Annotated in this window: 20 protein-coding genes and 8 tRNA genes; 20 read left to right on the top strand and 8 right to left on the bottom strand. The window is 62.7% G+C overall.

The features are described from left to right. The first annotated feature begins 600 nt into the window (after window positions 1–600). From I6L45_RS12115 to I6L45_RS12080, 8 genes are all read left to right on the top strand, one after another. Window positions 601–677, top strand: a tRNA-Met gene (locus I6L45_RS12115). An 8-nt stretch (window positions 678–685) separates the two neighbouring features. Beyond that, a tRNA-Gln gene (locus tag I6L45_RS12110) sits at window positions 686–760 on the top strand. 41 nt (window positions 761–801) lie between these two features. Further along, window positions 802–876 (top strand) — tRNA-Gln (locus tag I6L45_RS12105). 41 nt (window positions 877–917) lie between these two features. Then, a tRNA-Gln gene (locus I6L45_RS12100) sits at window positions 918–992 on the top strand. A 38-nt stretch (window positions 993–1030) separates the two neighbouring features. After that, window positions 1031–1107 (top strand) — tRNA-Met (locus I6L45_RS12095). Window positions 1108–1153: 46 nt separating this feature from the next. Next, a tRNA-Gln gene (locus I6L45_RS12090) sits at window positions 1154–1228 on the top strand. Window positions 1229–1264: 36 nt separating this feature from the next. Next, window positions 1265–1341: transfer RNA gene (locus I6L45_RS12085), tRNA-Met, on the top strand. A gap of 8 nt (window positions 1342–1349) precedes the next feature. Beyond that, a tRNA-Leu gene (locus I6L45_RS12080) sits at window positions 1350–1433 on the top strand. 172 nt (window positions 1434–1605) lie between these two features. On the opposite strand, the gene I6L45_RS12075 is transcribed toward I6L45_RS12080, so the two are convergent. Further along, window positions 1606–3438 carry an SLC13 family permease gene (locus I6L45_RS12075; protein ID WP_210550161.1) on the bottom strand — a complete coding sequence of 611 codons (1833 nt, stop codon included), beginning with the start codon at window positions 3436–3438 and terminating at the stop codon, window positions 1606–1608. A gap of 266 nt (window positions 3439–3704) precedes the next feature. Between I6L45_RS12075 and pnuC the strand changes: the two genes are divergently transcribed. The 6 genes from pnuC (at window position 3705) to I6L45_RS12045 (ending at window position 7622) form a co-directional block, all read left to right on the top strand. After that, complete coding sequence (pnuC, locus tag I6L45_RS12070) at window positions 3705–4427, top strand: nicotinamide riboside transporter PnuC (RefSeq protein WP_216982193.1); 723 nt, start codon at window positions 3705–3707, stop codon at window positions 4425–4427. After that, window positions 4424–5149, top strand: a complete 726-nt coding sequence (locus I6L45_RS12065; protein ID WP_216982192.1) for a nucleoside phosphorylase — start codon at window positions 4424–4426, stop codon at window positions 5147–5149. The genes pnuC and I6L45_RS12065 overlap by 4 nt, the downstream gene beginning before the upstream one ends. Before the next feature lie 127 nt (window positions 5150–5276). Then, entirely contained in the window at window positions 5277–5948 is a 672-nt protein-coding gene (locus I6L45_RS12060; protein WP_216982191.1) for a Crp/Fnr family transcriptional regulator, read from the top strand. A 43-nt stretch (window positions 5949–5991) separates the two neighbouring features. Then, complete coding sequence (gene yqfB / locus I6L45_RS12055; protein WP_216982190.1) at window positions 5992–6312, top strand: N(4)-acetylcytidine aminohydrolase; 321 nt, start codon at window positions 5992–5994, stop codon at window positions 6310–6312. 128 nt (window positions 6313–6440) lie between these two features. Next, complete coding sequence (locus I6L45_RS12050; protein ID WP_216982189.1) at window positions 6441–6863, top strand: DUF1622 domain-containing protein; 423 nt, start codon at window positions 6441–6443, stop codon at window positions 6861–6863. Window positions 6864–7073: 210 nt separating this feature from the next. Further along, on the top strand, window positions 7074–7622 hold the full coding sequence (locus I6L45_RS12045; RefSeq protein WP_043762086.1) for an HAD family phosphatase: 549 nt from the start codon (window positions 7074–7076) through the stop codon (window positions 7620–7622). Between the two features lie 39 nt (window positions 7623–7661). Here the strand turns inward: I6L45_RS12045 and I6L45_RS12040 are convergent, their stop codons facing one another. The 6 genes from I6L45_RS12040 to I6L45_RS12015 all read right to left on the bottom strand — a co-directional run bounded on the left by I6L45_RS12040 (window position 7662) and on the right by I6L45_RS12015 (window position 13664). Then, complete coding sequence (locus I6L45_RS12040) at window positions 7662–7913, bottom strand: hypothetical protein (RefSeq protein ID WP_043808550.1); 252 nt, start codon at window positions 7911–7913, stop codon at window positions 7662–7664. Window positions 7914–8094: 181 nt separating this feature from the next. Beyond that, window positions 8095–8892: a DUF1338 domain-containing protein gene (locus tag I6L45_RS12035; protein WP_043762087.1), complete on the bottom strand. Its 798-nt coding sequence runs from the start codon at window positions 8890–8892 to the stop codon at window positions 8095–8097. Between the two features lie 68 nt (window positions 8893–8960). Next, window positions 8961–10430 carry a succinylglutamate-semialdehyde dehydrogenase gene (astD, locus tag I6L45_RS12030; protein ID WP_216982188.1) on the bottom strand — a complete coding sequence of 490 codons (1470 nt, stop codon included), beginning with the start codon at window positions 10428–10430 and terminating at the stop codon, window positions 8961–8963. Between the two features lie 61 nt (window positions 10431–10491). After that, on the bottom strand, window positions 10492–11511 hold the full coding sequence (astA, locus tag I6L45_RS12025; protein ID WP_042078978.1) for an arginine N-succinyltransferase: 1020 nt from the start codon (window positions 11509–11511) through the stop codon (window positions 10492–10494). A gap of 75 nt (window positions 11512–11586) precedes the next feature. Next, complete coding sequence (locus I6L45_RS12020; protein ID WP_134697130.1) at window positions 11587–12804, bottom strand: aspartate aminotransferase family protein; 1218 nt, start codon at window positions 12802–12804, stop codon at window positions 11587–11589. Window positions 12805–13082: 278 nt separating this feature from the next. Continuing rightward, window positions 13083–13664, bottom strand: coding sequence for an aminodeoxychorismate synthase component II (locus tag I6L45_RS12015; protein ID WP_134697129.1), 582 nt, complete (start codon window positions 13662–13664; stop codon window positions 13083–13085). A 465-nt stretch (window positions 13665–14129) separates the two neighbouring features. On the opposite strand from I6L45_RS12015, the gene kduI reads away from it, so the two are divergent. The 3 genes from kduI (at window position 14130) to I6L45_RS12000 (ending at window position 16389) form a co-directional block, all read left to right on the top strand. Next, window positions 14130–14966, top strand: coding sequence for a 5-dehydro-4-deoxy-D-glucuronate isomerase (gene kduI, locus I6L45_RS12010; RefSeq protein WP_216982187.1), 837 nt, complete (start codon window positions 14130–14132; stop codon window positions 14964–14966). 82 nt (window positions 14967–15048) lie between these two features. Next, window positions 15049–15810 (top strand): 2-dehydro-3-deoxy-D-gluconate 5-dehydrogenase KduD, encoded by a 762-nt coding sequence (gene kduD / locus I6L45_RS12005; RefSeq protein WP_043762093.1) that lies wholly within the window; start codon window positions 15049–15051, stop codon window positions 15808–15810. Between the two features lie 63 nt (window positions 15811–15873). Next, complete coding sequence (locus I6L45_RS12000; RefSeq protein ID WP_134697128.1) at window positions 15874–16389, top strand: YgjV family protein; 516 nt, start codon at window positions 15874–15876, stop codon at window positions 16387–16389. Between the two features lie 78 nt (window positions 16390–16467). Here I6L45_RS12000 and kdgR read toward each other — a convergent pair whose 3' ends face one another. Beyond that, a complete protein-coding gene (kdgR, locus tag I6L45_RS11995; RefSeq protein ID WP_043762096.1) occupies window positions 16468–17265 on the bottom strand; it encodes a DNA-binding transcriptional regulator KdgR in 798 nt (265 codons plus the stop codon). A gap of 303 nt (window positions 17266–17568) precedes the next feature. Here kdgR and I6L45_RS11990 point away from each other — a divergent pair, with 303 nt between their 5' ends. The 3 genes from I6L45_RS11990 to I6L45_RS11980 all read left to right on the top strand — a co-directional run bounded on the left by I6L45_RS11990 (window position 17569) and on the right by I6L45_RS11980 (window position 19708). Next, on the top strand, window positions 17569–18540 hold the full coding sequence (locus tag I6L45_RS11990; protein ID WP_216982186.1) for a sugar kinase: 972 nt from the start codon (window positions 17569–17571) through the stop codon (window positions 18538–18540). Continuing rightward, window positions 18524–19144: a bifunctional 4-hydroxy-2-oxoglutarate aldolase/2-dehydro-3-deoxy-phosphogluconate aldolase gene (locus tag I6L45_RS11985; RefSeq protein WP_134697126.1), complete on the top strand. Its 621-nt coding sequence runs from the start codon at window positions 18524–18526 to the stop codon at window positions 19142–19144. The genes I6L45_RS11990 and I6L45_RS11985 overlap by 17 nt, the downstream gene beginning before the upstream one ends. Before the next feature lie 90 nt (window positions 19145–19234). Beyond that, entirely contained in the window at window positions 19235–19708 is a 474-nt protein-coding gene (locus tag I6L45_RS11980) for a YhcH/YjgK/YiaL family protein (protein WP_216982185.1), read from the top strand. The last annotated feature ends 160 nt before the right edge of the window (window positions 19709–19868 follow it).

Raw genomic sequence — 19868 nt, 5'->3', positions numbered from 1 at the left:
CTCTCTTATCGAGGCCAGCATGCAGGAAGATGCCCACGCACTCACGATGACAAAGACAGCTGGCACGTTGCCGGCCCTCAGCGCGTAGAGAAGATCGCGGTTTCTGCCAAAAGCAGGACGCCATCGTTGAAAACCACTGTCATCGCCAGTCAGAGAGGAGGTGGCAGGCCGGGTTGGCCCCTGATTCAGGCGTTTTCTTCTCTTGTCGTCAAAGACCACCCCACCTAGCAGGTTTGGTGACCACCTCTGGCAGGCCGGAATGCAGCAGCTCGGGTGACGGCGCGAAAAACAGGCAACAAATGAAAGCAACGGCATGATTTCGCTGATATTAACTCCCCATATCCCGCCACGCCCTCATCCGGTTCCATGCTGCCGGGGTCCTTTATCGACCTGCCGCCCCCGGGTGACACTCACCCGAAAATGCCTCGGCAAGGGCTGAAAATGCGAGAATTGTTGGGCTTTTGTGCAGCACGGGCGAAGAAGTCGCCAAACTCACCGCTTTTGCGTTTTTCTGGGGAAAAAAGGGTTGACGCCCCAGAGCCAGATACGCATAATTCCGGCCGCACAGTGATGAGGCAACGAAGCACTGGAAGCAAGGTTGGCTATGTAGCTCAGTTGGTTAGAGCATCGCACTCATAATGCGGGGGTCACAGGTTCGAATCCCGTCATAGCCACCATCTCTAGTTGGGGTATCGCCAAGCGGTAAGGCAGCGGGTTTTGATCTCGCCATCCCTAGGTTCGAATCCTAGTACCCCAGCCATTTTTAAAAGATGTTTGATAGTATCTGTCAGGCATCCTTGTTGGGGCATCGCCAAGCGGTAAGGCAGCGGGTTTTGATCTCGCCATACCTAGGTTCGAATCCTAGTGCCCCAGCCATTTTTAAAAGATGTTTGATAGTCTCTGTCAGGCATCGCTGTTGGGGTATCGCCAAGCGGTAAGGCAGCGGGTTTTGATCTCGCCATCCCTAGGTTCGAATCCTAGTACCCCAGCCATTTTTCTGTTCTCTTCCACTCCGGTGGTTGATAACAATGGCTATGTAGCTCAGTTGGTTAGAGCATCGCACTCATAATGCGGGGGTCACAGGTTCGAATCCCGTCATAGCCACCATTTTTGAAAAACGTTCCTTCAATCAACTGATTGCAAAGAACACTGTTGGGGCATCGCCAAGCGGTAAGGCAGCGGGTTTTGATCTCGCCATACCTAGGTTCGAATCCTAGTGCCCCAGCCATTTTTGCTTGTATTCGACGAAAGTCCTGCACAAGACGGCTATGTAGCTCAGTTGGTTAGAGCATCGCACTCATAATGCGGGGGTCACAGGTTCGAATCCCGTCATAGCCACCATTATTCTTGCGGAAGTGGCGAAATTGGTAGACGCACCAGATTTAGGTTCTGGCGCCCTAGGCGTGAGAGTTCGAGTCTCTCCTTCCGCACCATCGAAAGCAGTACCAAACAGACCAGCCTAGGCTGGTTTTTTTGTATCCAGCGTTTGCCTCCCGATGTTTCTCTTCCCCCGTTCACACGCCAGCACATTCCCTGTAACCCCTCTGCCCCTGTGAGTCAGGCAACAAAAAGACGGCCCGCAGGCCGCCTTGCCGTTTGATGCCGTCAGAACGGGAAGAACCAGGGGATGGCGATGACGCTCACCACCATCACCAGCGCCGTGAAGGGCACGCCGATGCGCACGAAATCCACGAACCTGTAGTTGCCGGGCCCGAGCACCAGGGTGTTGACCGGCGAGGAGACCGGTGTCATGAAGGCCGCCGAGGCGGCGATGGCAATGGTCATGGCAAAGGGATAGGGCGAGATGCCCATCTGCTGCGCCGTGCCGAGCGCAATGGGCGCCATCAGCACCGCCGTCGCCGTGTTGGAGATGAAGAGGCCGATGACGGCGCACAGCACAAACAGACTGGCCAGCATCACCCGCGGCCCCATCTCCCCCACCGCCGAGATCAGCGCGCCGACGATGAGATCCACCCCGCCGGTCTGCTGCAGCGCCAGGGCGAAGGGGAGCATGCCCACGATGAGGATCAGGGTCGGCCAGTGGATGGACTTGTAGGCGCTCTCCAGATCGATGCAGCGGAACTTGCCCATCATCAGGCAGGCGATGAGCGCCGCGATGACGTTGGGCACGGGGTCCGTCACCATCAGCACTATCATGACCCCGAGTGCGATCAGGGCATGAATGGCCTGGCTGCGGGCCGGCGCCATCTCGTCTACCTCGGCGGGCAGGCCCAGCAGCAGGAAGTCGCGATGATGGGTCTGCAGCTGGCGAATGAGGCTCCAGTTCCCCACCACCAGCAAGGTGTCCCCCATCTGCAGGGCGTCGTCCACCAGCTTGCCGGTCAGCGCCTCGCCAGCGCGACGGATCCCCACCACGTTGAGGCCGTAGTGGGAGCGAAACGCCACCTCGCGGATGCTCTTGCCGAGCAGACGGGAGCCGGGGATGAGGGACACCTCGGCCATGCCCACCTCCCGCGCCTGATCGGAGAAGTACTCCCCGCGCAGTATCATGGGTTCGAGCCGCGCCTCGCTGCAGAACTCCCGCACATCCACCTCGGGATCGGACATGTCGATGAGCAGCACGTCCTTGGCCTGGAACTCGGTGACACCGGAGACGGTCACCATCACTCGCCGGAACTTGCGCCAGCGCTCCACCCCGATGACGTTGGCACCGTAGCGGGCCCGCAGCTGCAGCTCGTCCAGGGTCTGGCCGATCAGGGGGGAGTCGGGCCGCAGTGCCAGGCGACGCGCCCGCCCGGCCAGCCGGTAGTCGCGAATGAGATCGCGCATGGTGCTGCGCCCGCTCTGCTTGTGCTTCCCCTCCTCCTCGTCACGCACCAGGGAGGTGCGCATCAGCAGCATGTAGAGGATCCCCATCACCAGGATGATGACCCCCATGGGGGTGAAGCTGAAGAAGCCGAAGCCGTGAATGTCGTGGCGCATCAGCTCGCTGTTCACCACCATGTTGGGCGGCGTTGCCACCAGGGTCATCATGCCGCTGATGAGGCCGGCAAAACCCAGCGGCATCATCAGTCGCCCGGGCGGGATCCCCATCCGGTTCGCCACGCTCAGCACCACGGGGATGAAGATGGCCACCACGCCGGTTGAGCTCATGACGGCGCCCAGGGTGGCCACCGCCACCATCAGCAGCACCAGCATGCGGGTCTCGCTGCTGCCGGCCACCTTCACCAGCGCGTCCCCCACCTGGTAGGCGATGCCGGTGCGCACCAGTCCCTCCCCCACCACGAACAGGGCGGCGATCAGGATGACGTTGGGATCGCTGAAGCCTGCCAGGGCCTGCGGCAGGGTCAGGGTGCCGCTCACCACGAACAGTATGATGATCAGCAAGGCCACCACATCCATGCGTACCTTGTTGGTAATAAACAGGAAGATGGCGCCCACCAGCATGCTGAGCACCCAGATCAACTCGGAATTCACACTCGCTCCTTTCGTTCCTCGCCACCCCGAGCGCACCGGGGCGGATCCCATCAGACCACAGCCAGCTCATCCCCCTTTTGTGACATATCAATAAAGGGGCAGGGCATCATCGCATATCAGGGTGTCATCGGGGGCCTAAAGTTGCCCTTCTCTTTGCTCATTCTTTGAGGTGGCTCGGCCCGGGGCGGACAAAAGTCCTGCAAGCGCCCTCGCGTCGCCCCTAGAATACGCCCGGTTCACGCCCCCAATTTTCAAAGGAATCGAAAATGAGCATATTCGAGTGGTTCAGCATCAATCACACCCTGGTGACCATCCCCCTGGGCGGTGGCTACGCCATGTCGTGGATCGAGGCCATCGGCACCCTGTTCGGGCTGGCCTGCATCTGGTGCGCCAGCCAGGAGAAGACCATCAACTACCTGTTCGGTCTCATCAACATCAGCCTGTTCGCCATCATCTTCTTCCAGATCCAGCTCTACGGCCTGTTGCTGCTGCAGCTGTTCTTCTTCTGCGCCAACCTCTACGGCTGGTACGCCTGGACCCGTCCGGCCAACGCCCAGGGGGATACCCTGCAGATCCGCTGGCTCAGCAAGTCCAAACTCGTCGCCACCGCCGCCGTGAGCGTACTGGCCATCGCCCTGTTGACCCTCTATATCGACCCGGTCTTCGCCGCCCTGGCGCGCACCTCGGTCGCCCTGCTCAACTTGTTTGGCGCCCATCTCGCCACGCCCGAGCCCTCCCCCGATGCCTTCCCCTTCTGGGATGCCAGCATGACGGTGCTCTCCGTGGTGGCCCAGATCCTGATGACCCGCAAGTACGTGGAGAACTGGATCCTCTGGGTGGTCATCAACATCATCAGCATCGGTGTCTATGCCGCCCAGGGGGTCTATGCCATGTCCCTGGAGTACCTGATCCTGCTGTTTATCGCCGCCAACGGTACTCGCCTGTGGATGCTCAGTGCCAAACGTCCGCAACAGGAAGCGATCGCATGAGCCTGCTGCCCCACCTGCAATGCCGCCCGGACCAGATCGCCGAACGGGTGGTGCTGTGCGGCGACCCGGCCCGGGTCCAGCGCATCGCCAGCCAGCTAGAGGAGTGCGAGAGTCTCGGCCAGCACCGGGAGTTTCGCCTCATCAACGGCCGCCATCAGGGGCTGCCCGTCACGGTGTGCAGCACCGGCATCGGCGGCGCCTCTGCCGTCATCGCGCTGGAGGAGCTGGTGCAGGCGGGCGCCCGCACCCTCATCCGGGTCGGCTCCGCCGGCGCCCTGCAGCATGAGATCGCGCTGGGGGATCTTATCGTGGTGGAGGGAGCGGTGCGCAGCGAAGGCGCCTCGCTGGCCTATTTGCCGCCCGAGTACCCCGCCTGCGCCGACATCCGCCTGCAGGCCCTCCTGCTCGCCCATCTCGGCACCTGCGAGCATCCCCACTGGCACGGGCTGGTGCGCTCCCACGACAGCTTCTACCGGGATGACGAGAAGGAAGTCTGTCGCTACTGGCACGAGCGGGGGGTGCTCGGGGCAGACATGGAAACCGCCTCCCTGCTCGCCGTGGGGCGCCTGCGCAAGGTGCGGGTGGCCGCCGTGCTCTGCAACGTGGTGGCCTTCGAGCAGGACGTGCAGGAGGGGGTGAGCGACTACGCCGCCAGCGAGGCCGCCATGATGGTCGGCGAGCGGCTGGCCATCGCCGCCGCCCTCCACGCCCTGACGCAATAGCCGGTTCTGCCGGGGCCCGTTGCGGCTCCGGCAAAACGTTAAGCCCGGCACATTCAAGGGCGCCAGCGCTGGCATCCCGCCCCCGCCCTTGCTAGCCTCATGACCCTCGTCAAGCCGGGCCTTCTCCATGCAGCAACAACCCTATCCCCTCGGCCGCTTTCACGCCGAGCTTGCCGCACTCGAGCCGCGCTTCGCCGCAGCGCTGGCGGCCTGCACCCTCCATTCGCGCCGCTACCTGCCGGGCGAGCCCATCATGCGCCAGGGGGAGCAGTGCGAGCACCTCTATCTGGTGGCCCAAGGCCGGGTCTCCCTCAACAGTGCGGTGCACTCGGGGCGGCTGTTTCAACTCGGCGAGATCGAGTGCCACCAGCAGATCTTCGGCGAGATGGAGTTCTTCAGCGCCACCCCTGTGCAGTGGAGCGTGGTGGCCGAGACAGAGCTGGATGCCGCCGTCATCTGCGCAGGCAAGCTGGCCAAGCGGCTGCTGGTCGAGCCCGAGCTGACCCTCTTCTTCGCCGCGGCGCTCGCCAGCGACTACCTGGACACCCTGGACATCACCACCAGCCGGCTGCTGCCCCCCATCGCCTACAACATCGCCTTCGAGCTGTGGCGCGAGCGCCAGCGCACCCCCATGCTGGGTTCGCGCAAGCGGGCCCACGAGGCGGCGCGCTTCGGCACCACGGAGCGGGTCTACCGGCGCGCCCTCAAGGAGCTGATCGAACAGGGCATCGTCGCCGATGGCAGCGACGGCCCCGTCATCGCCGATCTGGCCAGGCTGCGCGCCTATCTCGACCTTTGATTTCCATTCATCCCATTTCGATTCATCCTGTCAGGAGAGTGCCATGTCGACCCACCCCGAGTTCACCTTCTTCAGCCGCTTCGTCGCCGACATCCAGGCTGGGCGCAAGACCATCACCATCCGCGACGAGAGCGAGGCCGACTGGCAGCCCGGCCAGCGGCTGGCCCTGTTCACCAACCCGGAGCATCAGCCCTTTGGCACCATAGAGGTGCTGTCGGTCAAGGCCGTCGCCTTCGAGGATCTGAACGACGAGCACGCCCGCCAGGAGAACATGGCCCTCCCTGAGCTCAAACAGGTCATCCGCGATATCTACCCCACCCTGCCGCCGCTCTATGTGATTGAATTCGCGCTGATTGAAGCCTGATTTTGTGAACCGCCGCATGCCAGCGCCAGCTCATCGGCCAGATCGCCACCCTGCTCAGGGGGATCTGAGTTGGCCCGGGCCCGACGCCGTGCTAAAAGTGTCTCTTTTGAATCAGGGAGGTGCCAAGCGTGTTTGAGATAGCGAACCTGAGAGAGGCCATGATGCACGGGGTCGAGCTGTTCCAGTTGCTGCTGGAACTCATCTCCATCGCCTGCGTGGTGATGGGGCTCGGCAAGACCCTCTGGCTGGCGGTGCGGGTGCGGGATCACGAGCCCGGCTTTCCCCGCATCCGGCTCTGTTTCGGCAGCTGGCTCATCCTGGCGCTGGAGTTCCAGCTCGCCGCCGACATCCTGGCCACCACGGTGGCGCCGAGCAAGGAGGAGCTGGTCCGCCTCGCCATCATCGCGGTGATCCGCACTTTCCTGAACTACTTCCTCGGCAAGGAGCTGGACGCCCAGACCGAACGCCAGCAGGGGCAAGGGGCCCTGGCGCGCCAGGATGCTCGGCGCCAAAAAGCGGCGCCCTGTACCGCGACAACCGAAACCAAGTGAACGCGAGCGCCCCTGATCGAATGGGCCTCTGGCCTGGGTCACAGCCTATTGTGACCCGGGATACGGCATCTGCGGCCCGGATCTGGTAGGGTGGGCCTTTGCCACAGAGGACGCCCCATGCCTGAACATGCCCCGCTTGAACACTCGCAGCCTGAACACGCGCCATTTGAACGCGCTCAATGTGCAGACTACGACGCCCTGATCTTCGACATGGATGGGACCCTGGTGGACTCCATGCCCCTGCACCTGGATGCCTGGGAGGCGACCAGCGCCGAGTTCGGCCTGCCGTTCGATCGCGTCCAGCTCAACGAGTACGGTGGCATCCCCACCCGCAAGATAGTGGCCATGCTGGCAGAGCAGCACGGGCTGGAGATCGACGTGGAGGCCTTCGCCCAACGCAAGGTTGCTCTCTATCTGGCACGGATCGACGACGTCCGGGTGTTTCCCGCCATGTGGGATCTGGTCAGGCAGTACCACGGCAAGGTACCCATGGGCATAGGCACGGGTTCATCCCGGGAGCATGCGGCGCACATCTTGCGCCAGACCGGGCTCGATGCCTTCATCCCCGTGCTGGTGAGCGCCGACGACGTCGACAACCACAAGCCCCATCCCGATACCTTCCTCAGGGTGGCCGAGCTGCTCGGCGCCAACCCGGCCAACTGCCTGGTGTTCGAAGACACCCGGATCGGCATTCAGGCGGGCAAGGCCGCGGGTATGACCACCTTGCTGGCCACTGAAGGGGCGCTGCAACGGGTATGACTGACGCGGGCCCGGCCTGACCGGCGGGTCCGCACCAGCTTACTCGGCCTCAGGTTCCCCTTCTTTTCCACCCGTCGGGGCCGGGCCATCCGGCCGCTCAAACCCCAGATCTGACATGCAGTTGTCAAATTCCGACTCCCCCGGTTTGCCATGCTCCTTGCAACTCTCGAACGCCGCCTTCATCTCGGCCGACATCTCGCGCGGGGGCTTGGGCGGGGTACGGCTGCCCTGATCGCCCGCGGCGGCAGTCAGGGTGGTGAGGGATAGCAGCAAGGGCAGAACAATCTTCATGACATGACTCCAAAACAGGTGGCATACGCCGCCACGGTGCGGCGATGGCCCACGGCAGCGGGCGGCATCATGCTAGCGGCTCGCCGCGGGCTGATGGGTCAAGGGGAGGTAAAGATCGTGTCAGGCCGGCGAAAATCCATAAAAAAACGCCCCGGGCGGGGCGTTTTGCTCACGGCAGCCATCACATGGCATTGGTGGATTCGAAGATCTTGTCGGCCGAGGCCTCGACGAAGCCCGGGTAGAGCACGCCGTCCGCCTGGGGGTAGCGCAGGGCGAATTCGTAGAAGCAGCTCGGGATGGCGCGCACGCCGTCGCTGAAGGCCACCTCGGCCTTGTCCGCCATGGTGGAGGATTGCTCCAGCATCACCTCGGGATCCCCCTTCACCTCGCCGCCGACGGTGTTGAGCACGAAGCCCGCCGCCTTGAGCGCGGCGTTGACCTGCTCGATGGTGTCGAAGTCAGCCAGGCGGTTGATGTTGACGGTGAAGTGGTTGGCACGGTAGCCCCAGGCCGCCATCCAGGCCGCGTACTCGCTCTCCGCCAGCAGGGTCTGGTAGTCGGAGTGGGAGACCTGCCAGGGCGCGCCGGCATAGAGGAAGGCGGCGGTATCGGTCAGGTGCTCCGGCACCTGATCCACCAGCTTGTGGATGATGGCCTGGGCCGTCTCGGAGAGCTCTTCCACCTTCAGCTCGCTGATGAACACCTTGGGAGCGTCCGGGTCAGCGTGCTCGAAGTGCTTGGCATAGAGCTTCTTGGCCTTGAACACGTACTCCCCCTTCTCCTCATACCCCAGGGCACGGAAGTGGGCCGCCAGCTTCTCGAGACCGAGCTTGGGCAGGTTGTAGGTCCGGAATGCCACGTGATCGTTGATGATGGGCGCGCCGCCCCCAAGCAGTTGATGTACCTTGTGGGCACTGGGGGTGACCCGAATGTAGTTGTCCCACAGATGGCCAAACAGGGTATCGATATCCTTTTGCATCTCTCTTTCCTTTGATTGCGGGTACAGACAGGGGCACCTCTGGGTGCCCCTCTTTTATTTTCTTGTTATCAGAAGGTCAGGCCGGGAGACAGCTGCTCCGGCATGGCGGCCTTGCTGTCTTCGACGGAGGCAACCGGGTAGGCACAGTAGTCGGCGGCGTAGTAGGCGCTCGCCCTGTGGTTGCCGGAGGCCCCGATGCCGCCGAACGGCGCGGCGCTGGAGGCGCCCGTGATGGGCTTGTTCCAGTTGACGATGCCGGCACGGATCCGCTTGAAGAAGTGGTTCCAGTCCGCCTCGTTGTCACCGAGCAGGCCGGCCGAGAGGCCGAAGCTGGTGGCATTCGCCTTCTCGATGGCGGCGTCGAAGTCGTCGTAGCGAATGAGCTGCAGCAGCGGGCCGAAGTACTCTTCGTCCGGCAGCGCCTTGACCGCGGTCACGTCGATGATGCCCGGGGAGACGAAGCCGGTGCCCGCTTCCAGGTGCTTGAGGGTGAGCAGACTCTGGCCACCGAGGCGCTGCAGGTTGGCCTGGGCCTCGACCATGCCCAGTGCTGCGCGCTCGCTTATCATGGCGCCCATGAAGGGTTGCTCGGCGGCATCATAGAGACCAACCTTGATCTGGCCTACCACGTCCACCAGCCGCTTGACTAGGGCATCGCCCCGCTCGCCGCGCTCGACGAACAGGCGACGGGAACAGGTGCAGCGCTGGCCCGAGGTGATGAAGGCGGATTGCACGATGGCGTGCACGGCACCGTCGATGTCGCTCACGTCCTTGACGATGAGGGGGTTGTTGCCGCCCATCTCCAGGGCCAGGATCTTGCCCGGCTGACCGGCAAACTGCTGGTGCAGGAAGTGGCCGGTGCGGGACGAGCCGGTGAAGAAGAGGCCGTCGATGTCCGGATTGCCGGCCAGCGCCTTGCCGGTGTCCACTTCCCCTTGCACCAGGTTGAGCACGCCCTTGGGCAGCCCCGCCTCCTGCCACACCTTGACCATGGCCTCGGCGACCATGGGGGTCAGCTCGGAGGGTTTGAACACCACGGTATTGCCGGCGATCAGCGCCGGAACGATGTGACCGTTGGGCAGGTGGCCCGGGAAGTTGTAGGGGCCGAACACGGCGACCACGCCGTGGGGCTTGTGGCGCACGAACGCCTTGGCGCCCGGCATGGGGTTCTCGACCGTGCCGGTGCGCTCGTCATGGGCGCGGATGGAAATGGCGATCTTGCCCTGCATGGCGGCGACCTCGGTGCGGGTCTCCCACAGGGGCTTGCCGGTTTCGCGAGCGATGGTCAGGGCCAGCGCCTCCTTGTGCTCGCCGAGCAGATCGGCGTAGCGGCGCACGATGGCCAGACGCTCCTCGAGGACCAGATCGGACCAATGGTAGAAGGCGCTGCGGGCGGCCTTGACGGCGGCATCGACCTGGGTCTGGCTGGCGGCTTCCCCGTGCCAGATCACTTCATTCCTGGCCGGATCTTTTGATTCGAACGGCTTGCCTTCACCGGCCAGCCACTGGCCATCGATAAACTGGACTAAAGACATCATCAATTCACTCCCTGTGGTGCACAGGCCGCCTCGGCAGCCTGTCTCAATGCGGATTTACCCGTTATTCCAGATCGACGACCCGTACCATGTCGCCATTTTCCACCTTGAGGGCGGCCGCCATCTTGGGCGGAATGATGGCTTCGTGCTTGTCCAGATCGACCCGGATGTTGCCGTAGCAGGCACGGTACTGTTCGAACCTGGCGTTGCAGATGAGGTAGGTGTGGCCGCCGATGGGCTCGCCCACCAGCACCGCCAGCTTCTGGCTGCGGCGCACGCTGCGAATGTTCTTCACCTCGCACTCGACGGTGGGGCCGGCATCGAAGATGTCGACATAGCCGCGGTTCACGAAGCCTTCGTCCTGCAGCATCTTGATGGCCGGACGGGTCTTTTCATGGGTCTGGCCGATGACGGCGCGCGCCTCGTTGCTCAGCAGGTTCACGTAAATGGGGTACTTGGGCATCAGTTCGGCGATGAAGCGCTTCTTGCCGATGCCGGTCAGATAGTCGACGGTGGGGAAATCCATCGAGAAGAAATGCTTTTGCAGCCACTCGTAGAAGGGGCTGTGACCGTTGCCATCGGAGACGCCACGCATCTCGGCAAAGACGGTACTGTCAAACAGCTCGGGGTGCTCGGCCATGAACAGGAAACGGTGCTTGGAAAGCAGGCGGCCATTGAGCCCCTCGCGGGCACATTCACGCAGGAACAGGGTGCAGAGCTCGGAATTGCCGGTGTAGTCGTTGGAGAGGGTGAGTGTCTCCACCACGTTGTAGATGCCGAGCTTGGGTGACGAGTGCACCACCTTGCCGATGTGATAGTTGTAAAACGGTTGGGACAGGCCGACGGCGGCGTCGATGGCGCAGGTGCCGACCATCTCGCCCGTTTCCAGATCCTCGGCCACGAAGAAGTAGAGACAATCTCCCTTGCCGGCCGGTTTGTCCAGGAAGGTCTGGGTCGAGGCATCGATCTTGCGTTGCAGCAACTCATCGTTGACCGGCAGTGAAGTCATGCCGGTGCCGGATTCGATGGCACAGGTTTTGAGGCCGGCGAAGTCGCGCTGCTCGATAGGACGGATAACCAACATAAATGACAACTCCCTTTCATTGACGACAGGTGGGGGCCCGGCTCCTGCCGGGCGGGTTCCCCACCTCAACTAGCCTCAGGCGTTGACCACCTGGGCGACTGCTTTCTCGAACCGGGCCAGACCTTCCTTGATGTCCGCTTCCGGGATCACCAGGGACGGTGTGAAGCGCACCACGTTGGTGCCCGCTACCAGCGCCAGCAGGCCCTGATCGACGGAGGCCAGCAGGAAGTCGCGGGAGCGGCCCTTGAAGTCATCGTTCAGCACGGCGCCCAGCAGCAGACCCTGGCCGCGCACTTCGCTGAAGCAGTGGTACTTGGCGTTGATGGCTTCCAGACCCTGACGGAACAGCTGCTCGCGCTGCTTGATGCCGCTCAGCACTTCCGGGGTGTTGACCACGTCCAGCACCGCTTCGGCTACGGCGCAGGCCAGCGGGTTGCCGCCGTAGGTAGAGCCGTGAGTACCCACTTTCAGGTGAGCCGCGATCTCGGTGGTGGTCAGCATGGCGCCGATGGGGAAGCCGCCGCCCAGCGCCTTGGCGCTGGTGAGGATGTCCGGCGTGACGCCCAGACCCATATAGGCATAGAGCTCGCCGGTACGGCCGACACCGGACTGCACTTCGTCATAGATCAGCAGGGCGTTGTGCTTGGTGCACAGCTCGCGCACGCCACGGGCAAACTCGTCGGTGGGACGAATGATGCCACCTTCCCCCTGCAGCGGCTCCATCACCACGGCACAGGTATTGTCGGAGATGACGGAGGCCAACTCTTCCAGGTTGTTGTAGGTCACGTGGGTGATATCGGCCGGCTTCGGACCGAAGCCATCGGAGTAGGCTGCCTGACCGCCGACGCTGACGGTGAAGAAGGTACGGCCGTGGAAGCCCTGGTGGAAGGCGATGATCTGGGTCTTGTGGGCCCCGAACTTCTCGATGGCGTAGCGGCGGGCCAGCTTGAGGGCGGCTTCGTTCGCTTCGGCACCGGAGTTGCAGAAATAGACCTTCTCGGCGAAGGTGGCGGCGACCAGCTTCTTGGCCAGGCGCAGGGCCGGCTCGTTGGTCATCACGTTGGAGAGGTGCCACAGCTTCTCACCCTGGGTTTTCAGGGCTTCGACCAGCTTGGGATGGCAATGGCCCAGGCCATTGACCGCGATCCCGCCCGCGAAGTCGACATACTCGCGGCCTTCCTGATCCCAGACACGTGATCCCTCGCCGCGGACCGGAATGATCTTGGCCGGCGCATAGTTGGGAACCATCACTTCATCAAACACTTCACGTGTCACTGCCAACAACTCTGACATATTGCTCTCCTGCTATCCCGCGGCAGAATAATCCACCGCCCAAAAGTTAAATCCGTGTAAACGTGGCGGAATTATCACAGAAAAAAAGTAAAAAGTCTGTAACTTGACCGCCTATGAGGAACATTGTTCGATTGCCCGTGAGATTTTAGGCAACCGCATTGCATAACGGCTCAGGGGGTGTTGGCAAGAGATAATTTGGACAGGGAGGAGGGTGAATAAAGTGTCAGGGAAAATTTTTTTCGCCTCATCTCTGTTTTGAGGCGCATGTCACAATTTTTTCAGGAAATGGCCAAAAAATTGGCCAATAACTGGTGGCCCTGCTCGCTCAAGATGCTCTCCGGATGGAACTGAACCCCTTCCAGCGCCAGTGTTTTATGTCGCAGCCCCATGATCTCGTCCCGACTGCCATCGGCGTGCTCGCTCCAGGCGGTGACCTCGAAACAATCCGGCAACGTCTGCGCCTCCACCACCAGGGAGTGGTAGCGGGTCACCCGCAGCGGATTGTTGAGCCCCCTGAACACCCCCTCCCCCCTGTGACGGATGAGAGAAGTCTTGCCGTGCATCACCTGACGGGCACGCACCACCCTGGCGCCGAACGCCTGGGCCAGGGACTGGTGGCCGAGGCAGACGCCGAGAATGGGGATCTCGCCGGCAAAACGGGAGATGGCCGCCAGCGAAATGCCCGCCTCGTTCGGCGTGCAGGGGCCGGGGGAGATCACCAGATGGCGGGGGGCAAGCCGGGCTATCTCCTCCAGGCTCAGCTCGTCGTTGCGCTTCACCAGCACCTCCTGCCCCAGGGCACCAAAATATTGCACCAGGTTCCAGGTAAAGGAGTCGTAGTTGTCGATGAGTAGCAGCATGCAAAAACCCTGGGAGTAAACAGAGACGGTGATCGGACAGCCCATTGCGAGCGTCGGCAGACAAACGCCGCGCATTCTGGCACGTCTGCCCCGGTTAATAAACGCCTTCGGCCCGATAACCGCCGACAGGGCCGCCCTGGGTGGCCGGCCCCCTGCGGCCGGGATCGCCCCTCCTCTTCCTTGTCATGATGGCCACACCTCGTCCCGGTCAGGGACCTCCCTGCGGCGACGACGGGGCGAGGCGCTGCGGCCTGACAAGGATCGGCGACGAGCCGGCCCGCATGCCATCGTGAACTGAGAGCCGCCCCCTTGAAATTCAAAACTGCAACCTTCATCGCAAAAACATAAAACGAAGTTTCATTTTAATTTGATCGCAGTTTTTCATTTTGCTATCGTGCCTTCAACGACAGGATTTCCCGACATATCGTCACCCATGCCGCTTGCGGCCAGGCACTGAGGTTCAACATGCAAACTCGTCAAAGCATCCACAGCGATCACGCCAAACAGCTCGACACCCAGGGCCTGCGCCGTGAGTTTCTGGTGGAGGAGATCTTCACCCCGAACCAGCTGACCATGACCTACAGCCACATCGATCGCATCGTGTTCGGCGGCATCATGCCCATCGATGCACCGCTCACCTTCTCCGACGAGCTCGGCAAGGCATTCGGGGTCACCTATTTCCTGGAGCGGCGCGAGCTCGGCCTCATCAACATCGGCGGACCCGGTCTGGTGGTGGTGGATGGCACAACCTATGAAGTGGGCAAGGCCGAGGCCCTCTACGTCGGCCAGGGCGCCCGCGAGCTGAGCTTCGCCAGCGTGGATGCCGCCCAGCCGGCCAAGTTCTACTACAACAGCGCCCCGGCCCACACCCGCTACCCGACCCGCAAGGTCACCCAGGATCAGGCCTCTCCGGCCACCCTGGGGGATGCGGCCACCAGCAACCGTCGCACCATCTACAAGTATCTGGTGCCGGATGTGCTGCCGACCTGCCAGCTCGTCATGGGCATGACCCAGCTCGAAGAGGGTAGCCTGTGGAACACCATGCCCTGCCACACCCACGAGCGCCGCATGGAGGTCTACTTCTACTTCAACATGAAGGAAGACGCCGCCGTCTTCCACATGATGGGCAAGCCGGACGAGACCCGTCACCTGCTGGTGCACAACGAACAGGCCGTCATCTCCCCGAGCTGGTCCATTCATTCCGGCGTCGGCACCCAGGCCTACACCTTCATCTGGGGCATGGTGGGCGAGAACCAGGTGTTCGGTGACATGGACCATGTCGCCGTCCAGGACCTGCGCTGACCGGCTTCCCCCTCGCGAGCCGCCCAGGCGGCTCCTGCGAGACACTTAATCCCACGCCCTCCCGTGGCTTAGAGGTAACAACATGATTCTCAATGCATTCGATCTGAAAGGTAAGGTCGCCATCGTCACCGGTTGCGACACCGGTCTGGGCCAGGGCATGGCTCTGGGACTCGCCGAGGCGGGTTGTGACATCGTCGGCATCAACATCGTCGAGCCCACCGACACCATCGCCAAGGTCGAGGCCATCGGTCGCCGCTTCCTGAGCCTGAAGGCGGATGTCAGCAAGGTAGACACCCTGCCGGCGCTGGTGGATCAGGCGGTCTCCCACTTCGGTCGCGTCGACGTGCTGGTGAACAACGCCGGCATCATCCGCCGGGAAGACGCCATCAACTTCAGCGAGAAGGACTGGGACGACGTGATGAACATCAACATCAAGAGCGTCTTCTTCATGTCCCAGGCGGTGGCCAGGCAGTTCATGGCCCAGGGCGAGGGTGGCAAGATCGTCAACATCGCCTCCATGCTCTCCTACCAGGGTGGCATCCGGGTGCCCTCCTACACCGCCTCCAAGAGCGGCGTCATGGGCATCACCCGCCTGCTGGCCAACGAGTGGGCGAGCAAGGGCATCAACGTCAATGCCATCGCCCCCGGCTACATGGCCACCAACAACACCGCCGCCCTGCGTGCCGACGATGACCGCAACGCCGCCATCCTGGAGCGGATCCCGGCGGGTCGCTGGGGTGTGCCGGACGACATGATGGGCCCCGTGGTGTTCCTGGCCTCCTCCGCCTCGGACTACATCAACGGCTACACCGTCGCCGTGGACGGTGGCTGGCTGGCCCGTTGATCCCCGCTTCATAGACAAGGCGCCACCCGGCGCCTTTTGTCGTTGCTCTGACAGGAAGACACCATGTTCCTCGACAGTCTCTGGTTTGCCCAGGGGGTCGGCCTGCTGGCCTGCCTGGTGGGTGCCACGGCGTTCATGCAGCGCCAGGACAGCAAGCTTCGGCTCCACCTCACCCTCAATGGCACCCTGATGGGGCTGCACTTTCTGCTGCTGGGATCCTCGGTGGCCGCCATCAACTGCCTGCTCTGTGCGGTGCGCAACTGGGTGTCCGGTTACTACCGCGGCCTCGGTGTCATGGTGCTGTTTCTGGCGCTGGCCTGGCTGCTGGTCATTCCCCAGATTGGCCACCCGGTCCAGATACTGACCCTGATCGGCACGACCCTCAGCACCTATGCCCTGTTTCGCCTGAACGGCGTCGCCATGAGGTTGTGCATGCTGTGCAGCACCGTCTGCTGGTTGACCCACAATATCTGGGCAGGCTCCATCGGCGGCATCCTGCAGGAGAGCATCTTCTTCGTCATCAACAGCCACACCATCTTCCGGCTCTACAAGACAGCCCCCCAGGACGCCCGGGGATAAGCCCCGCAGCCCGTGACCGGGGGCAGAAACAAAAAGAGCAGGCCGGAGCCTGCTCTTTTGCATTGCGATGAAGCCGCTTCAGCCGCGATGGCCGAAGGGGTAGTCGTGGAAGCCGAGACCGGCGGAGATCCTGGCCGCAGCCTCGTGCAGCTGGGCCACCAGAGAGGCCTTGTCCTCCTCGTGGAAGCGCACCAGGGGCAGGGACAGGGAGAGCCCCGCGATGATCCGTCCCATGCGGCTGTAAATGGGCACCGCAAAACAGCGCAGCCCGTGTTCCATCTCTTCCCTGTCTTCCGCATAGCCTTGCTCGCGCACCTGGGCCAGCTCCACCAGCAGGGCATCGACGTCCGCCAGGGTGTGCTCGGTGAAGCGCTCGAAGGTGACGCCCGCCAGCATGGCGCGCACCTCGGTCTCCGGCAGCCAGGCCATCATCACCTTGCCAAGGCCGGTGCTGTAGAGCGGGCGGCGGCGGCCGATGCGGGAGTACATCCGCAGGTTGTATTCGGAGTCGATCTTGTGCAGGTAGACGATGCTGTCTTCGTCCAGCATCCCCAGGTGCAGGGTCTCTTTGGTCTGCTTGCCGAGACGGTACATCTGCTCGTCGGCAATCTGCACCAGATCCTGGTGCTCCAGTGCCTTGGCGCCGAGCTCGAACAGCTTCAGGCTGAGGGCATACTTGTCCGTTTCCCCCTCCTGGGAGACGTACCCCAGGGTCTTCATGGTCTGCAAGAAGCGGTAGACGGTGCTCTTGGACATCATGATCCGCTGGGAGAGCTCGGTCACCCCGATCTCTTTCTGTTCCCCGAGCGCCTGCAGTATGCCGAACACCTTGAGTACCGATGACACCGATTCTGGTGAGTTGTCTATCATCGACATGATTCATTTCCAAAAAAAATGGTTGGCCGTTTCATTGTATTTAAAATGAATCTGGCATCATAGGGATGCTGACAATTATCCAGCCAAATCCATCATTTATAGGTAGAGAATGTGGTCTTGCTCACGCAGGGTCCCACCGCGTCCCGCTCCTCCCGCTGCCTCGCCTCCCCCTGGACAACCTCTCTCCCGCCAGACACAAGACCAATGTCACAAATTTAATGAAATTACGTTTCAATAGTTTTTTATTGAAGCGCCATTAAATAAAATGGCCAGGTCACCAACGCGGATTACGCGGGAGGAGTTATGTCAGTCAAGGTCGCCGTCATCGGCGAGTGCATGATCGAGCTGTCGGAAAACCAGTCAGGCATCGTGCGCCATTTCGGAGGGGATACCCTCAATACCGCCGTCTACCTGGTGCGGGCCAATCCACAGGTCTCGGTGCACTATGTCAGCGCCCTCGGCACCGATCCCATGAGCGAGGCCATGCTGGCGCAGTGGCAACAGGAGGGGGTGCACACCGCTCTGGTGCAGCGCCTCGACCACAAGCTGCCGGGCCTCTACCTCATCGAAACCGACGACAGGGGGGAGCGCACCTTCCACTACTGGCGCAGCGATGCGGCGGCACGCTACTGGCTGCAGACCCCGCAAGCCGTCGCCATCTGCCAGCAACTGCACGATGTGGACTACATCTACCTGAGCGGGATCAGTCTCGCCATCCTGTCACCGGATGACAGGCTGACCCTGCTGCGGCTGCTGGCCGACTGCCGCGCCACCGGCGTCAGGATCGCCTTTGACAACAACTATCGCCCGCGCCTGTGGGAGAGCCGGGAAGCCGCGCAACAGACCTATGGCGCCATGCTGGCCCTGACCGATCTCGCCTTCCTGACCCTGGATGACGACGTGGCGCTCTGGGGCGACAGCGATGAAGACCAGTGCCTGGCCCGGACCCGGGCTCTTGGCGTGGACGAGATCGTCATCAAGCGCGGCGCCGAGCCCTGCCTCATTGTCCGCCAGGCGGAGCGCTGCGAGGTGCCGGCCGTGGCCCTGCCCAAGGCGCGCGTGATCGACACGACCGCGGCCGGCGACTCCTTCAGCGCCGGTTACCTCGCCACCCGGCTGGCCGGGCAATCCGTGGCCGAATCGGCCCGCTACGCCCATCAACTCGCCAGCACCGTCATCCAGCATAGGGGGGCCATCATCCCCCTGGCAGCCATGCCGCAATCCGTCACGACAGACCAACACTCCAACGAGGTTTCCCATGCCCACACTGCTTGAACAACTCGCCCTGCTGAAAGTCATTCCCGTCATCGCCATCCAGGACGCCGACGATGCCGTCGCCCTCGGCCGCACCCTGATGGAGAACGGCATGCCCAGCGCCGAGATCACCTTCCGCACCCCGGCCGCCGCCGAGGCCATTCGCCGCATGCGCCAGGCCTTCCCCCAGATGCTGATCGGTGCCGGCACCGTGCTGACCACGGCCCAGGTCGACCAGGCCATCGAGGCGGGTGCCGACTTCATCGTGAGCCCGGGGCTCAATCCGCGCATCGTGCAATACTGCCAGGCTCGCGGGGCGACCATCATCCCCGGCGTCAACAACCCCAGCCAGGTCGAGCAGGCCATGGAACTCGGGTTGAACACCCTCAAGTTCTTCCCGGCCGAATCCTCCGGCGGGCTCGGCATGCTCAAGGCCATGAGCGCCGTCTACCCGGTCTCCTTCATGCCCACCGGCGGCATCAGCCCGAGCAACGTGAAGGACTACCTCGCCCTGCCCGCAGTCTTCGCCTGCGGCGGCACCTGGATGGTGCCCGCCAACCTCATCGACAACCGTGAATGGGACAAGATTGGTGCCCTCACCAAGCAGGCCATGATGGCCCTCTGATCCCTGCCGGGCCCGCCGCAACGGGCCCGCCTTCCCTGTTTCCCGACGCCATCCCCACCGCGGCGATGGCCCCATCCAAGGACATTGCCCATGATCGTTGGCAACCTGAAGCAGCTCGACATCGCCATGCTCCCCCCCGCCCTGCACCGGCTCCTCTCCCGTCCCGAGCTCTCCCTGCAGCGCCTGCTGCAGCAGGAAGAGGGCAGGCACGAGGTCATCGACGACGCCGTCTTCTATCTCGTCTCCACCCCCACCACAAACGAGGAGGCGAATCTGAGGAGCGAGTTTCACGACCGCTACCTGGATATCCAGATAGTGCTGTCCGGGCAGGAGGGGATCGCCCTCAGTCCCGCCGTTTCCTCCCCTCACACCTATCAGGAGACCGGTCCCGACCTTATTTTTTTGGACAACCCGGCGATCACCAGCCGGCTGCAGCTGGCGGCCGGCGACTTCGCCGTCTTCTACCCCGGCGAGGTACACAGGCCCACCTGCCAGATCGGCGCCCCGGCCAGGATCCGCAAGGTCGTGTTCAAGATCTGCAAGGAGTGGCTCGCCGCCCAGTGAGGCGCCCCTCTGCTCCCAAGTTCTAGGGGAGTTCGGTGTTCCCGACCGCCCCAGAGCCGAACGCCGGTCAGCCGGCCTCCCCTCTTTCCGTTGTCCCTTGGGAGCCCAGGCTCCCCTTTTTCTCCCCCGAGAAAAGCCATCTAAAGCCCAAATGAATCGC

Source organism: Aeromonas sp. FDAARGOS 1415 (assembly GCF_019048365.1).
GTDB lineage: Bacteria > Pseudomonadota > Gammaproteobacteria > Enterobacterales > Aeromonadaceae > Aeromonas > Aeromonas taiwanensis.
The sequence above is the reverse complement of the archived record's forward strand: the minus strand, read 5'-3'. Positions and strand labels throughout refer to the sequence as shown.

Excerpts from the sequence above, each read along its gene's own strand:
- astA (WP_042078978.1), bottom strand. The coding sequence starts at position 11,511 with ATGTTGGTTATCCGTCCTATCGAGCAGCGCGACTTCGCCGGCCTCAAA.
- I6L45_RS12040 (WP_043808550.1), bottom strand. The coding sequence starts at position 7,913 with ATGAAGATTGTTCTGCCCTTGCTGCTATCCCTCACCACCCTGACTGCC.
- yqfB (WP_216982190.1), top strand. The coding sequence starts at position 5,992 with ATGTCGACCCACCCCGAGTTCACCTTCTTCAGCCGCTTCGTCGCCGAC.
- astD (WP_216982188.1), bottom strand. The coding sequence starts at position 10,430 with ATGATGTCTTTAGTCCAGTTTATCGATGGCCAGTGGCTGGCCGGTGAA.
- I6L45_RS12060 (WP_216982191.1), top strand. The coding sequence starts at position 5,277 with ATGCAGCAACAACCCTATCCCCTCGGCCGCTTTCACGCCGAGCTTGCC.
- I6L45_RS12045 (WP_043762086.1), top strand. The coding sequence starts at position 7,074 with ATGGATGGGACCCTGGTGGACTCCATGCCCCTGCACCTGGATGCCTGG.
- I6L45_RS12020 (WP_134697130.1), bottom strand. The coding sequence starts at position 12,804 with ATGTCAGAGTTGTTGGCAGTGACACGTGAAGTGTTTGATGAAGTGATG.
- pnuC (WP_216982193.1), top strand. The coding sequence starts at position 3,705 with ATGAGCATATTCGAGTGGTTCAGCATCAATCACACCCTGGTGACCATC.
- kduD (WP_043762093.1), top strand. The coding sequence starts at position 15,049 with ATGATTCTCAATGCATTCGATCTGAAAGGTAAGGTCGCCATCGTCACC.
- I6L45_RS12015 (WP_134697129.1), bottom strand. The coding sequence starts at position 13,664 with ATGCTGCTACTCATCGACAACTACGACTCCTTTACCTGGAACCTGGTG.
- kduI (WP_216982187.1), top strand. The coding sequence starts at position 14,130 with ATGCAAACTCGTCAAAGCATCCACAGCGATCACGCCAAACAGCTCGAC.
- I6L45_RS11980 (WP_216982185.1), top strand. The coding sequence starts at position 19,235 with ATGATCGTTGGCAACCTGAAGCAGCTCGACATCGCCATGCTCCCCCCC.
- kdgR (WP_043762096.1), bottom strand. The coding sequence starts at position 17,265 with ATGTCGATGATAGACAACTCACCAGAATCGGTGTCATCGGTACTCAAG.
- I6L45_RS12065 (WP_216982192.1), top strand. The coding sequence starts at position 4,424 with ATGAGCCTGCTGCCCCACCTGCAATGCCGCCCGGACCAGATCGCCGAA.
- I6L45_RS12000 (WP_134697128.1), top strand. The coding sequence starts at position 15,874 with ATGTTCCTCGACAGTCTCTGGTTTGCCCAGGGGGTCGGCCTGCTGGCC.
- I6L45_RS11985 (WP_134697126.1), top strand. The coding sequence starts at position 18,524 with ATGCCCACACTGCTTGAACAACTCGCCCTGCTGAAAGTCATTCCCGTC.
- I6L45_RS12035 (WP_043762087.1), bottom strand. The coding sequence starts at position 8,892 with ATGCAAAAGGATATCGATACCCTGTTTGGCCATCTGTGGGACAACTAC.
- I6L45_RS11990 (WP_216982186.1), top strand. The coding sequence starts at position 17,569 with ATGTCAGTCAAGGTCGCCGTCATCGGCGAGTGCATGATCGAGCTGTCG.